Below are 13,896 nucleotides of genomic sequence, written 5' to 3' on the forward strand. Positions count from 1 at the left end.
TGGTCACCACCGAAGCCATGATCGCGGAGGCTCCGAAGAAGGAGTCGGCTGGCGGCGGCGGCATGCCTGGCGGCATGGGCGGCGGCGGTATGGGCGGCATGGGCGGCATGGATTTCTAATCCAGCCCCTATCAACCTACAGCGGAAAGGGCGGCAGCAATGCCGCCCTTTCCTTGTGTGCCGAACATGATCGACAACTTGGAGTGCGTCCCGAGGATCTCGTCAGAATTAGGATCTTGTCCGATCGAGCAATTCGCGGGCTCAACCTGGTCAAACCGGCGCCCCCTACGAACTGCCCGATCCTTGAGGATTCCGCTGCGCGACAATCACGATGATTCATTCAGTTGGTAGCTATAGGCGGTGAATCATGAGGGGCATTGAGGAGCGTGGCAAGGCGCCCATCTCGGCATTTAACCCCATCGAGCGTGATACCCGAGACAATTCTCTCATCGGACCGGCGGCTGGCGTTGAAGGACCCGGTGAATCATCCTGTTCTATAGTGGAGCAGACGCGCTCTGAGCCTCAAGATCAAGCGTTTCCTCCTCTGAGTATCCTTGATCTGCCGCTGGACATTCTCGTTGATATTGCTGAGCGGCTCAGCCCGATGGATCTGCTGAGGTGTCGCACACAAATCAAGAGCTGCGTGTCGCCGCGATGATAGTCGCAACGCCTCAAGAAAGGCGGATCCAGGTTCAGGCTCGTCGTCGTGGCCGAGAGGCCTCGTGACGCCGACGACTGCGCTTCGGCCTTGTGGGGCCTCGGAGCGGGCGTGGCAGCGCTTGCACCTGAGCTCCAGCGGCGTCTCATCCTGCTTGAGCCCAGGTCTCAGACCATTGCCCTGGAGGGCCTCGGAGCAGGCGTGGGTGGCCTTTGGCCAACCTCCAGCGACTTGTCTGCGGATTTCACTAAATTGGGACAGCCGTTTTAGTAAATCGCGAACAAGCGTTTCGCTAAGTCGCGGGCAACGGAAGCGATCGAGTTCCGGTTGCCTTTGCTGTTAGGAGTGATTGATTTCGGTTATTTCGCTGAAACGCTGAAACGCCATATCCAGCTTTTCCAACGGTAAATTGGGCACTGTCCAATACTTTATTTCTTGAGAAATCCAACGTTTTTGCCGCGCAGTGACGTTCGGACATAGCAAGGCCTGTCCCATACCTATGAATACGTTTGGCTGAAGCAGACCGATGGCTGCGCGTCGAAGCCGAAGCCGTCGAGTTCGCGGACAAACGGGAACTGCGCGATCTTGCTCGACATGAGCGTGTCGAGCTGGTCGCGGATGGCCGTCAACTTCAGCCGATCCAGCATTGCGATCAGCAGGTCATGATCTAGCGTCGTCATCACCAGCTCCCTCCGACCACCGCTTCGTACTCGGCGAGTGGCCGCAGCAAGGTGGCCGGGGGTGATCTTGATGCGCTCGGCGCGCACCGGCCCTTCGAAGCCGGCAACGCCGACAAAAGGCTCTGTCGCAAACCTGGAAATGGGGGTGTGAACGGCCATTTCGGCCTGTCCGTCAGGCAGCGAGGATATCGAAACAGCGATCGACAGACTTGTAGTCATACCTCGCCTGTCGCTTGCCAATCATGTGGATCATCTCGATGCCGGAGAGGATAACCACGGCGCTCGCCTGCGACTTGAAGCCGATGGATCGAATGCGGCGCTTGATACGCAGTCTGTTCTTTCAATTTAGACCAACTATGCGGATGCCGCCTCAGTCAATTCAAGAAGGTAACCAATGCCGCGCACGGTCGTGATCCGTGGCGTTGCACCTGACCTACTCAGGTGTCCACGTAAGCGATAGATTCCGACTTCAAGCGCGTTGGCAGATACCTCGTCGTTGAACGAATAGAGGTGATCTTCCAACTGCGCACGAGGCACGATGCGGCCTGCACGGATAAGCAGATGCTCTAAAATACATAGTTCGCGGCGTGCGATCTTCAGAGGATGACCCGAGACGGAAACCTGTCGGCCGATCGGATCGAAATTGAGATTGCCAAATACAACGATGGGGTCGGTCACCTGTGTCGACCGGCGCAGAATGGCTCTCATTCTGGCGATGAGCTCATCGAAAGAGACGGGCTTGAGCAGAAAATCGTCCGCGCCACCGTTGAAAATTGCAATTCGCTTCTCGAGATCGTTGATGCTACTCATAATGAGGGTTGGAACTGAATGCCCGTCGCTCCTTAGCTGTCTCAGCCAGCCCAAGCCATCGCCATCTGGCAGAGCCAACTCCAGCAGGAGAATTTCATAGGTTGCGCAACAGAATGCCCTCGACGCCTGTTCCAGGTTGCCAACTACATCAACGGCAAAACCGCTATCCCCGAGCGCAGCTCGCACGGCGCGCGTAAGATCCACGTGATGATCAATGAGCAGCGTTCGCATTTCACGTCCTATCAAGGTAGGACAGGTCACCGTCCGCTGTAAGACCGGGGCGACAGCAGAAGTCGCGCAACTCTTCGTAGTGTTCGTAACGCTCTTTCCGATGGGTGATCGCGGGAGAATGCAATCCGCACGCCTGCAATAGTCGGGGATGGAACACGTGAAGACCTGTTGACGGGCTGAAACCGTCGGTCGGCCAGCCCACAATGCCACCGACTCTGCCTGCGATTTCTCTGCGCATCGATCCTCCTATATGGGTTGCGTCGCAAACTCCAGCTGAGGTCGCAAGGGCAGGTTGCGGCTTTGTTCATTGAGAGGACCCCCTGGAGGCAATACCGGGAGGATTCCCTGTATAGCACTTCCCGATTTACCAACCGGTCATTCCGAACCACGTTCGGCGGCTTTGAAGACGCTCATTTGAGCGCGGCTAGGTAAATCAAGGGTACGACCTGCCGGGTGTCGATGCCGCTTTTGAAGCAGGCATCGGCACCAGCTCGCTGAGCGTCGCCCGCGCAATTCAGCGGACGCGCTCGATACACCCAGTCGAATCGTGCCGCAGCTTGCCGCGCCGACAGGGCGGCCGAAGAGTTCAGGCTTGTGACCGAAGGGCTACGCCCAGTCGTCCTCCCATTATCAACCTCGGTCAAATCAAAGTGACGTTGAATCTGAACAAGTTGCGCCATCATATCACAAACGACTTACCGATCCCCGACGTGCTCTAGCCTTAGTGCTTATTAAGAAGATCGGCTACTGTCTCTCCGCGTCGCCGGGCATCGGCGGCGAGCCACACCTCCCCCACCTCATACACGTCGCCGTGGGTACGAAACGGCACAATGACGTCAACGGCAGCCGACAGCAGGTCAAGAAGCGTGTGGTCTTCCACAGCAGCTCCTTGCGGGCTGCTCTTGACGAGTGAAAAGAGCTTTTTAAAGCCTTGGACCGGATCCGCCCCATGAATCGTCGATATTGATCCCGCATGGCCGGAGACGACTTCGCTAAGGTAGGCCCAAGCAGCATCATCGCGCATCTCGCCAAGCAATATTCGATCAGGGCGCATGCGCAAGCTGGCTTGCAACAGTTGCTCGGCTGTCACCGCACCTACGCCTGCTCGGTCCTTCGGATAGAGTAACCGGACATGATTCTCGTGCGGGATTGCAAGTTCGAGCGTGTCCTCGATACTTATCAGCCTCTCTTGCGGGGGTATAGCGTTGATCAAAGTCTTGCTCATTGTCGTTTTGCCGCTACCAGTAGGTCCGCAAAGCAGCATCGTAAGCCGCCCGCAAACGCACGCTCGCAAAAATTGCTCCAAGTCACCATGGTCGTAGTGCTGAAGAATCGTTTCGTCCTGCCGCTCTTGGCGCTCCTTTCGTGACCGCCATTGATTCCAACGCGAGTATTCGTAGCGAGAAGAAACTTCCTTGAGTTCGGTCACACGACTTGAGGGACGCCGTATCGTCAGGCTTATTGTTCCTGAGGGAACAGCGGGCGGCAAACAGATCTGCAGCCGCTCTCCGTTCGGCAGCTCAGTCGCACAGAGGGGGCTTTGCGGTCCGACATCTTGCTTGCGCAGCGCTCCAGCGAGGATCGCGATGTCCTCCAGATCGTCATAAGATAGCGGTAGCGGATGTTTCGTGAATACGCCGGCCTGTCGGACAAAGGCTTCCCCAGGCCGGTTGATAGCGACCTCTTCGGTCCTTGGCTCCTCAAGCCATTTCAGAACAGGGTTGAGAAGCAAACGCAATTGAGGGTCAGCCTCCGGTCGCATTGTTGTCTCTCCGGCGTTGGCGATGTTGGGGGGGGGCTGGCGCCACGGCGGTCGCTCTAAGATCGTATACATCTGAGAAATCGAGGTCCCGAGCCACAAAGATGGATACAGCATCTCCCTGGTTTTTCTTCAGAGTTGGCGGAACGTTGATCGTTGCTCTAAGGGTCGTCTCAACGGCTTGTCCGGCGTTGCTCTGGAAGCTGTTGATACCGCTTCCTCCACCTGAGCTGCCAGCGTATTGACCGGCGGCCTGAAACGCGCCTTGAATGACGCTCATGAGCATTGCTCCGCCAAAGCGCTGCCAGAAGTGATTATCCACCGTGCCAGGCATTCCGGAGCGGCCGAGCTCGTCAGCGCCCGGCGATGCTAGCGAAACGAGGGCATGGTCAGGCGTTTCGATGCGCGTCCACAGCACGAAGACACGCGCATCCCCCTGTTGGAGACCACGCTGGATCTCGCCAATCACGGTCGTCCCGCGATCCAAAAGCACCACGTTGTTGGTGGCGCCGCGGACGTCTTTAGGTAAGACGCACTTCACATAACCCGGTAAATTTGTGTCGACTGCCGTTTGCAAAATGCAGGGGATGATCGTTCCTTGAGTAATCACGAGATCAGGGTGCGGCAAAAGTGTGGCCCGGCTTGGCTCCTGTATATCTGGCTTCAATCGCGCCGACAGATCGCCAGCGTCTGAAATCTCATCCGAGGTCACGGGAGCATCCCTATGGTTGTCTTCGCTCCGCTGACCGTCGTTGGGCATTTTACTGCTGCCACTGTAGGCGAAAATTGGTGTTTCCTCCGGCGGCGGATCAGCTGAAGTCGGCGTGGATGGCGCAGGATCTCCTGCCTGCGCCGCCTGTACGGCTGCTGGAACTTCGGGAGCAATCTCAATCGGCACGGGGCGGAATGGTTCGGCGTCGGCGACAATTGGAGGTTTTGGCTGAGTTGGTTCGTCTTGTGTGCTGGTACGACCTCCGAGCCAGATGAGTGATAGAGATGAGATGAGAACAAGAGCAGCGACGGCCAACTTCTGCAATCCCGAAACATGCCGGCGGGCCGGCTCCGAGACCATCGATCCGGAGGCATGGACATCATGTCCCGACTGTGGGCCGGTTTCATTCATCGGCCGAGCCTTTCAAAACGCGCCACACGTCGGGTGTCACTGTACCGGTCCCTGGCGCTCGTCCCACAGGGTCATAAGCCCTGTTGAAAATGGACAAGACCGTATTGCCATCTCTCAGACGCCATTCCCGGGCGACTGCGGATACTTCAACATAGTCCCCTTTGACCGTGTAATTGGCAGCGGCTTCCTTGCCGTCGGGATTGATAATGTAGAGGGAGGGTATGCGGGAATTGCTTGCGAAGCCAAATACGGTGGTAAAGCCATTATCGAAAACTTGCAGCGGCGACAGCGATCGATCACCCTTTGCGACGTAGTGAAAATTGCTTTCGTCCGGACTGGTAGTTGCGGCGGGCCGATTCAACAAATCCTGAACTCTCTCGTCGCGCAGCACTTTCGCCCGGGCCTGACCAAGAATCGAGCGCCTTTCTGCGTCCTTTCTCCGAGCAGCAGCCTCATCAGCAGGATAGGTGAACTGCACACTGTAGTATAGGTCAGGTTGCTGCTCATCGAGTTTTGGCATCGCTCTCGTTGAAATACTGAAGACGTATCTCCGTGTACCGGACTCACTCTCGGCCAGCACGATGACCGGCTGCGGCGGGAGCATCCGGCTAGCCTTAAAAAAGAGATAGTTGGCGCGCGGGAGCGCAGCCAGGTCTTTGCTATTGGAAACGGCCACGGCTGCGACTGTCTCGTTGGCCGCGAATGTGACAACCAGCGTTGCCCCCACTGCGGTAGACAGGCGCACCACTTCGTCAGGACGGTAAGCCAGGTAGCGCATGCGCGCATCATGCTTGCCGGCAAGTGGTGTGTCTTCCGCGGACGCTTCCATCGTTAAGAAGAGTGAACAGACCAGCGCGAGAAACGCTCTTTTTGTCATGGCTGCACATAGCCCAGGTTCGATACGCTATCTTCCGAGCTTTGATAGGAAGTGATGAGTAGACCTCCCGGATTGGTGAGCCTCGATTGCCCAGGCAGACCCGTCAAGCGCTCGTAGCGGATGGTAGCTGTCCAGGTGGTCACTATCGGCATCTGCCCATCGACAACAAGCGTACGTTTGTAACGGATCTGTTGAACGTCCGGACTGATGTCGTTTGAAGAAATATGCCCGACCTCGAGCTTGCCGCGCTTGCCGACCGTGACTTGCGGCGAGGTGGGATTCGGATAGTTGAAGAAATCTTGATATTGCTGTCGCACAGCCGGCGCGCTGAAACTGGATACGAGGTCATAGGCGTATTGGGCCGTATCTGCTGTGTACCCCTCGCGCAGGCGTACATATTCCCACAGCGAAGCATTTATGACGGCTCGGTCTTGGGTTGCCGGCAGTCGAGACACTGACACTTCGCTGTCGACGGTCCCATCCGGCCGGACCCAGAGGAACACAGGTACGAGCTTGGCCAACGGGACCATGGCAGCGATGGTAAATGCCTGGGCAACATTTCCTAGGACCGCCGCTGCGGCAAAGGCGATCAGGGCCTTTGACAGGCGCCGCGCAGACTTCGCTCGTGACGTTTGAAACGCTTCCACCTTCTTATAGTGGGCGGCTAGCGTTTCTCTCTCCACCAGAAGGGCATGTTCAGGAAATTTCACTTTGGCTCTTCCGCGCATTCGACCTGAAGATCCTCAGGGGTGGTTTCCCATTGTCCCACGTTCAGTTGGAATGGGGCACCCGCGCACGTCGCAAGCCCATGGCTCGTCTTGCAGGCGGCCAAAGCGAGGATTGACAGAAGTAGGCAATATTTCATGTTTTTGGCACCGAACTTGTCGATTGATTAACCACCCGCCGTTTTGGCAAAGTGGCGATTGAGGCTGTTAAGAGGTCGGTTCGCACCTCCCCAAGAGCCGCCGGCGATGCTGCTGGCGATCGTCGGAAGCGCGACGATCAGAGCGTCACCAGCTAGGAAAAGCATGTCGAGCTCGTAAAGCCCGATGATCTTGGCTGCTGTCGTGCCCGAGAATTTGATCATCAAAAGCATGGCTGCCAGCGAGACTGCTTCGGCAGCGATTACTATCGTTGCAACGATGTTGAGGAGGAGAAGCAGCAGCCCGTACGAGAGCAGTTGGCCGATCCATCTGGTGGCTATGTCTCGAGTGTGATCAAAAAGGTAGCCTACAAGGACCAGGGGGCCGATCGTCAAGAGCACCTTCGTCAGAATTCCAACGGCATCGTAGATCTCGAACGCTGTCCACAGCGCGCCGTAGAAAATCCATTGCGCTCCCTCGAAAGCAAGTATGTCCTGGCCGTTCATAGGCCCAATTTCGGAAGCAATCAGCTGAAAGACATACTGGCTTGAAGCAAACATGATGTCGAGCTTCTGGGCGATTCCGATGAAGGGCAAGTCGCTGCCACTGATGTCGTGAGCCAACCTCGGAATCGTTTCGTCGAAAAGCGCTTCAATGTACTGCTGATAGTTGGCCTGCCCTAAGATAAGGGCGACGACAATCGACACCATGATTACGCGCGAGATACCCCCGCGCGCATCGACTTGACCACGCATGACCAGACAGCCTTGGATTATTATCCAGAGCGTGACACACGCAACCAGAGGCGCACTGACCGCCGCTTGGACGTTTTCAAGCACTTTGTGCAGCCCGGACGTGAAGGCCCCATGAAAGATCGTGTGTATAGTCGTGAATGGCGCGGGAATTTTGAAATTCATGGCGTGAGCCTGATGTGTCCCTGATCAGCGCAGCTGAGCCTGATGAACTCAGCGTTCACGGGAGGGGGCCAAAAATGCGAGCGGTGTCCCGATGTTCGCGACGCTGCGTGGCGGCCTCCTCAGCGGCGTGAAGGCTCCCTTGTGCAGTGGCCATAGTCAGCAGACTCGTGGCCTGGGCATTTTGGATCATCGCATCGTGAATCTGCTTGAGGACCAGACCGTTGGTCACGGTGGCCTGCATAATATTTCCCGAGCGGGAAAGCTGACCAAGCGTGCCGGCGTTATCCTTAAGGCGCTTGTCCATCATGCCCAAAGTGTCGGCTGCAATAGCTGCGGCATTGGCGGCCCCAGCGATTTGTCCCTTTAACAGTTTCGCTTCTGAATCGTCGCCCGTGACTATCCGATTTGGGTCCTCCGCAATGTTACGGGCGATAATCGAAGCTGGCGCCCGAGCATCAAACATCTGCTCCTCCAGCTTATTGCTCGACGGGTAATGATTTCCTTGGTTCAGTGAGCTTAGCACTCCCGTGACAGCGAATGACGAGGTTAGCATTGTCACCATTTCGATCGTCGTAGCGAGCGTCTCGATTGACCTCTCAAGGATCGCCGCATTGGAAATCGCTGTTAAGGTCGATTGTGTTTCTGTTACAGGGTCGGTGACGATCCATTGCGACCGGGCCTGTCCGTGAAGCAGAAGGGAAGCAGCAAGGGTCGTTACTGCAAGTTTGGCAAGTTTCATGAATATTCCTCCGTCAGTCTTGAACTTCATGGTACCGGGCCATGAACTTGTCGAGCCACCCACTTGGGGCGTCTCCGTGCTGGTTGCGAAGCTGGTCGGCAAAGCGCACTGTGTTGGCCCGCCCCGAGAGTACGGCTACGTACTCGCGCATCTGCCCAAGATCGAATTCGCAAACAATACTCCCGCTATCGCGCTTGAGCAAAAACTTGCGGCTGCCGATTGCCATTCCCTGGCGGATTGCCTCGAACTCCTGCGCAGTGCACTTCAAGCCATCGACATACGCAGAGCGGTCCGCCGTCGGTGATGGGTAGAAAATTTTCGTCATACATTGCGCAACGAGACTAGCTCCGAGAGGCGATTCCAGAACGTGTTCAGGCTGCTGCGTTGCGAGTATCAACATGCCGTTGTTTTTGCGGACCGTGAGCAAGAACTTGTCGATAACGGCCGAGAATTGGGGGTTGAGTAGATAGAATCGAAATTCGTCGCAGCTCATCACGAACCGACGACCATCGACGATAGCGCCCACTCGATGCAGAAGGTATGCGGCGGCCGGTGCACAGACCTCCTCATATTCCAGGAGCTGCGTCATGTCGAAGCCCGTAATGGAGGCATCCAGCCTTACTTCGTCCACGTCGCCGTCAAAGGCCCATCCAAGCGCCCCCCCTCTACACCACCGCTGCAGCCGTGCTCCTGCGCCCTCGGAGGGGCTGTGCAATAGGAACTCGCGCAGGCCCGCAAGTGAGCGCATAGGGGGTTCGAACGAAAGCTGACGAACAATGCCGCGTTCCAGCCGACGGCTTTCCTCCGGCGAGATCGGACCACGGCCGTCACTCTCGATCAGGGCCATCAACCACTCGCGCAGAAAGTCCCGAGAGGCGGAGGTGTTGTCCAGTCCACGCAGAGGGGCCAAGCCGCTCGGAGCGCCTCTGCGCAACGCAAGATATGTCCCTCCCGTGGCTCGCACCAGCAGTTCACCACCCCGATCCTTGTCGAAGAAGACGATCGCACCATTGCGATCGACCAAGCTTTGCTCAAGCATCGCGAGGACAAAGGTCATCAGCGTCGTCTTGCCTTTGCCAACGGGCCCGAATATTGCCGTCATGCCGACGTCATTCTCATGGGGGATGTAGTCGAAAGAAGTTCCACCGTTTGTGCGAAAGCGCGCAACAGCATTGCCCCAGTGGCCGGAACTGGAACCGCTTGGGAAGTTCTCAAATGAGACGAGCCCGGCAAAATTGTGTGAGGTGATCGCCCCCGGGCGCGTGCGCCACCTGTTGTTCCCCGGAAGTTGGGACCAATATGCGGCCTCCATGCCGATGCCCTCTTGGACGATAACGGCGCCCGCGTCGGCCAGCCGTGCGCGGGCACTTGCTGCGCGATCTGCAAGGCTATTGAGGCTGTCGGCATAGACGCACAGGCTCAGATGATGCGAACCCATCACGAATTCGTTGCTTGCCAGTGCGTCCTCTGCCTCGGCAAGTTCATTGATCTGGGTGAGAGCCTTGTCGCCGGCACTCGTCATCTGGCTGGACTTAAGGCTTAGTTTGGCATGAGCTTGCGGGCGAGTGAGGAAGGAAAAGCTCTGGCTCAGGACAAGCGGGAAGTTGGCGGACAGCAAGGAATTTAGCATGCCCGGCCGCGTCGTCGCCGGATATTCACGGAACGAAAACAATGATCCGACGGAGCTATCCCCGGGCCTTCGAATCTCAAGCGCCCGCTTCCCGCAGATGACCTGGTCAGTGTAGATCGAGGCGCCAAGTGAGCCGGTAACCATCGGAACCGGAAGAAACCGGCAAGTCATCATGAGCCGAAGCGCCTCGCCGATTTCCGTGAAGAGCACGTTGCCTTTCTCACGAATGCCCAACCGGCGCAGACCGTAACCGCCGAGTGCGCCAGCAATGATGTGCCAGAGGTCTTCCAGGCTCCGCATTTGGGTGGCTAGATCGTGCTCATTCCGTCTGCGGGACTTGGCAATCCGCAAGCCGATCTTGCCGATTGCGGTGCGGGGGGACACGATCAAAGTGAGGAAGTGATCGTTGCGAAAGAGCTTTCCCGACAGCACACGACGCTCGTAGGCCTCGCTCAGACTGCCAGCGAATGCACTTTGAAACCGGCGCGGCGCCGGCGCCGGCACATCGTTGTGTCTCACAAGATGAGCGTATATCGAGACATTGTCATCGGCGATGTTGCGCAAGAGAGTGTTGAACGCGCGGCAGCGCGAGTTGCGCATCTCAGCGTCTTCCAAATCAAAGGGCACACCGTTCACATGTGCCATGGCCATGATCGATCCGTCTTCCAGAAGGACAACCTGATCGCTTACGTGACCAACATACGGAAGGTAGATCTCGCCAGACCTCTCGGTCCGGCCGCTGGCGCCGAACATTACACCATTCCTCTTCCGCGTTTCGGCACTCTGATCGGATTGGCGCTGACGCTTGCGCCTCCCCAGACCGGCCCGTCCACGCTTCTGCCGGCCGTCTGCAAATAGAGCAGCACGACGCTTGCCGCGTTATAGTCACGCTCAACAACCAGCCGTGCTCCGAACCAGAGTGGCGCGAGAACGATTTCGTAGAGCGGGTTCTGAAGGATAATGATAACAAGCCCAGCCAACATCATGAGCAATCCGGCCAGCGTCAGCGGCACCCCCAGAAACAGTGCCGGGCGCGTCGCCGCCACATAGAGGGTGCTCACTTCCAACCGGTCGCTCATCAGCCACCGCCTATGAGCGCCTTGCCCAGGAAGCTGGCCCCGAACATGATGACGATCCCTCCAACGACACCCGCAACCAGGCCAAGTGAAGCACGACCGAACATCCAAGAGATACCGATGGCTACGAGCCCGAGCACGGCCAGTGATTGTCCAAAGGGCCCAAGTATGAACGTGCAGATATTCTGGACCATCTTGGCAGGATCCGTCCCTCCGGTCACCTGAGCCGCGGCTGGCCCGCTGTAGAAGACCGTCCACGCCGCGCCTGCAGCAGCGGCCGGTACATATTCAGCCGCCATGCGCAGCATGAAAAAAGGCGAAGGAACACGCGTTTTAAGCGCACGAAGTATCTTGAGTGGCGTCATCATTGCATCTCCATGTTTCAATCGAATACGAGTTTGTTCGGGTTCGAGGGTTCCCGTGCTTTCGCAGCCTGGCTGCCTGTCGGATCGGAGGGATCGGCCCCGGAGCGGTCTGGCTGATACGAGCCCCAGATGTCCCAAGAATCTTGGTTGGGCTGCTTCTTTCTATTGGCCTGTTGGCTCTGCTGGAGCAGAGGCGGCACGGCTTTCCGACCGGGTGCCTCAAGGTGCGGCACATCTCGAGCAGTCGGCTCCAGCGTTCTCTCAAGGAGACTTGAGATGTCCTTTGCGGCCGACTCGACCTTGCGTACATAACCGTTGGCGAAGCCATGCGTGACGTCGCCCGTGTTATAGGCCGAGATGGCACGGCGAAGCGCCAGTTGCTGTGCCACAGCAGTGGTGCCGCCGGCATACCGGCTTTCAAGCAGGTGGGCGGCAGCCGAAAGCGAGGCGCAGGGCTCGAAAGCCCTTTCCGGCGTGAGATTGAGCACGGCAAAGTTCTTGCTGTTTATCTGCATCAATCCAACATCGACAGAATGTTGTGCTTCGAGGCGTTCCTTGATGCCCCGCGTGGCTTCCAGGTGGTCTATCCAGCGAAGCTGCTCACCTGTGGTGTTGTCATGAGCCACCAGCGTTTCAAAGCCACTTTCAATCTTGGCAATCGCGGCGAGGGTGGACGGCGCAACCCAGGGGGCGCATTTGCGCGACAGGCTGCGGAACTCACGCGGAGAAAGTGGCGCGGGCTCGGCTGGGAGTGACATGGATGTCATCAGGACGATGGCCAGCGGCCAAGCTGCAATAAACATTCCCTATCACCTACCTTTCCAAGCCGCCGGACGGGTTCTGGCCCTGTCCGGCACGCGCTTATCGGGGAGGTTTGTTACTGTGTGATGTTCAAGTTCAGCTTTTCGGTTTCAATTGAAGCAAAGACCGTGTTCGTATCAGCGTGGGTGAGCATCTTGCGCATGCGTGAGTGGCGCGGGCCCGATCAGCCAGCGACATCCGGAGCATCTTGGTACAATGACTCCTGTACAGGATTGCTCGTCCCGGCCGTCCGTTGCTCCTGGAGTGTGGGCCGCGACTTTGGCGTCATGGATGGTACTTCTGTCAGCGCCAAGCCAAGGACAAAATGGGGAGCTTGGCGGGCTTGTTCAGGCTCGGGATCACCGTGGGGAATCGACTAAGGCGATAAAGCGGCCCAACTTTGCCGGTATGCTGCCGGTCGTTAAAGAGCAGCCATGCGCGGCCCTGCACACTCAGATCATTGCTTGAGACGCGAGCTCGTCCGCGAAGCTGGCTCGAGGGCGCAAATCCGCGGCGGCGAGGGTCAACTGGGAAGACGTGGCGGCGCAGCCCATCCTGGTGCGAGCCTCGTTCAGCTGTTCGGCCGCCGCCGCCAAAGGGTGGATCATGCACAGTCCCATCGGCAGATAACCGCACGTCATTGACGGAGTCCGACGGCGCAATGGACAAGCATAGTGACACGCTCAAGATGGAGGAGTTGCAGTAACTGAGAAATGTTAGCCCGGACGTTCACCGCAACCGGCGACCTGCCGGTCGCCGAACAGCATTTGAGGCCGCCGGCCACCTTGGACGAAGCCGGCTTGGCAGGAGACACACTATTTTGCACAAGGCCGCTGCAGCGAATCACGGTCTTCTTCCGCCGACCGCCTCTCCGATCAAGCCAAACGCCGCGCTGCTCAACCATGTCCGAGCTGGATCCACGAGCCGGAGGATATCGAGATGATCCAGGTCCGCAAACTCCAGGATGACCAGGATGCAAGGGCATAGCAGGAAACTTGGCATCCATGAGGTCGAACTTGAGTGATATTGGCAGGCCTGCACCAGCGGGGGAGCTCGAAGCGAAAAAGCGAAGGACCACACGGCAGGGTCATGTCGGCGCTTGGACCTGTCTGGTGGCCACGGGCTGCCTTGGTGCGGTCAATTCGCTGGGGATGAAAAGAACAGGACGAGCACGGCCTCACATTGGCCGCACGCAACGGCGAGTGGTATCAAGGAGCAGCTGTTCTGGGTCGGTGCCCCAGGGTTGCTCGGCAACAGGTTTAGACAAGGGGATTCAAGATTGAAGGTGTGCCGTTGAAACATGTTCTTGTCATTGACGATGATGCCGCAATGCGGCGCCTCATCGCCGAGTATCTCACGATGCATGCC

At 57.7% G+C, this 13,896-nt stretch carries 12 protein-coding genes and 3 pseudogenes; 1 reads left to right on the top strand and 14 read right to left on the bottom strand.

Annotated features, from left to right (window positions below):
• Window positions 1–1,178: 1,178 nt before the first annotated feature.
• The 14 genes and pseudogenes from NKJ00_RS31660 to NKJ00_RS31725 all read right to left on the bottom strand — a co-directional run.
• A pseudogene (locus NKJ00_RS31660) lies at window positions 1,179–1,337 on the bottom strand (ATP-binding protein); the annotation flags it as partial.
• A 172-nt stretch (window positions 1,338–1,509) separates the two neighbouring features.
• Window positions 1,510–1,665, bottom strand: a pseudogene (locus NKJ00_RS31665) (IS6 family transposase); the annotation flags it as partial.
• Window positions 1,666–1,691: 26 nt separating this feature from the next.
• Window positions 1,692–2,378 carry a response regulator gene (locus NKJ00_RS31670; protein ID WP_023814396.1) on the bottom strand — a complete coding sequence of 229 codons (687 nt, stop codon included), beginning with the start codon at window positions 2,376–2,378 and terminating at the stop codon, window positions 1,692–1,694.
• 721 nt (window positions 2,379–3,099) lie between these two features.
• Entirely contained in the window at window positions 3,100–4,140 is a 1,041-nt protein-coding gene (gene virB11, locus NKJ00_RS31675; protein ID WP_023814397.1) for a P-type DNA transfer ATPase VirB11, read from the bottom strand.
• Window positions 4,124–5,260, bottom strand: coding sequence for a type IV secretion system protein VirB10 (virB10, locus tag NKJ00_RS31680; RefSeq protein ID WP_031249470.1), 1,137 nt, complete (start codon window positions 5,258–5,260; stop codon window positions 4,124–4,126). Before virB10 ends, virB11 begins: the two co-directional genes overlap by 17 nt.
• Window positions 5,253–6,137, bottom strand: coding sequence for a TrbG/VirB9 family P-type conjugative transfer protein (locus NKJ00_RS31685; protein WP_352632542.1), 885 nt, complete (start codon window positions 6,135–6,137; stop codon window positions 5,253–5,255). Before NKJ00_RS31685 ends, virB10 begins: the two co-directional genes overlap by 8 nt.
• Window positions 6,134–6,847: a type IV secretion system protein VirB8 gene (locus NKJ00_RS31690; RefSeq protein WP_031214019.1), complete on the bottom strand. Its 714-nt coding sequence runs from the start codon at window positions 6,845–6,847 to the stop codon at window positions 6,134–6,136. The genes NKJ00_RS31685 and NKJ00_RS31690 overlap by 4 nt, the downstream gene beginning before the upstream one ends.
• A complete protein-coding gene (locus tag NKJ00_RS31695) occupies window positions 6,844–7,002 on the bottom strand; it encodes a type IV secretion system lipoprotein VirB7 (RefSeq protein ID WP_081731114.1) in 159 nt (52 codons plus the stop codon). The genes NKJ00_RS31690 and NKJ00_RS31695 overlap by 4 nt, the downstream gene beginning before the upstream one ends.
• Before the next feature lie 27 nt (window positions 7,003–7,029).
• On the bottom strand, window positions 7,030–7,917 hold the full coding sequence (locus NKJ00_RS31700; protein ID WP_023766575.1) for a type IV secretion system protein: 888 nt from the start codon (window positions 7,915–7,917) through the stop codon (window positions 7,030–7,032).
• A 55-nt stretch (window positions 7,918–7,972) separates the two neighbouring features.
• On the bottom strand, window positions 7,973–8,656 hold the full coding sequence (locus tag NKJ00_RS31705; protein ID WP_023766574.1) for a TrbJ/VirB5 family protein: 684 nt from the start codon (window positions 8,654–8,656) through the stop codon (window positions 7,973–7,975).
• A gap of 13 nt (window positions 8,657–8,669) precedes the next feature.
• The gene (gene virB4 / locus NKJ00_RS31710) at window positions 8,670–11,039 is read right to left on the bottom strand and encodes a type IV secretion/conjugal transfer ATPase VirB4 (protein ID WP_023737137.1); all 2,370 of its coding nucleotides are present in this window, start codon (window positions 11,037–11,039) and stop codon (window positions 8,670–8,672) included.
• The gene (locus NKJ00_RS31715) at window positions 11,039–11,365 is read right to left on the bottom strand and encodes a type IV secretion system protein VirB3 (RefSeq protein WP_023679584.1); all 327 of its coding nucleotides are present in this window, start codon (window positions 11,363–11,365) and stop codon (window positions 11,039–11,041) included. The genes virB4 and NKJ00_RS31715 overlap by 1 nt, the downstream gene beginning before the upstream one ends.
• Window positions 11,365–11,730 carry a pilin major subunit VirB2 gene (gene virB2, locus NKJ00_RS31720; protein ID WP_031257862.1) on the bottom strand — a complete coding sequence of 122 codons (366 nt, stop codon included), beginning with the start codon at window positions 11,728–11,730 and terminating at the stop codon, window positions 11,365–11,367. The genes NKJ00_RS31715 and virB2 overlap by 1 nt, the downstream gene beginning before the upstream one ends.
• A gap of 14 nt (window positions 11,731–11,744) precedes the next feature.
• Complete coding sequence (locus NKJ00_RS31725) at window positions 11,745–12,530, bottom strand: type IV secretion system lytic transglycosylase VirB1 (protein WP_023766572.1); 786 nt, start codon at window positions 12,528–12,530, stop codon at window positions 11,745–11,747.
• A gap of 1,291 nt (window positions 12,531–13,821) precedes the next feature.
• Between NKJ00_RS31725 and NKJ00_RS31730 the strand changes: the two are divergent.
• Window positions 13,822–13,896, top strand: a pseudogene (locus NKJ00_RS31730) (DNA-binding response regulator); the annotation flags it as partial.

It is taken from the genome of Mesorhizobium sp. M0227, assembly GCF_040321855.1.
Classification (GTDB): domain Bacteria; phylum Pseudomonadota; class Alphaproteobacteria; order Rhizobiales; family Rhizobiaceae; genus Mesorhizobium.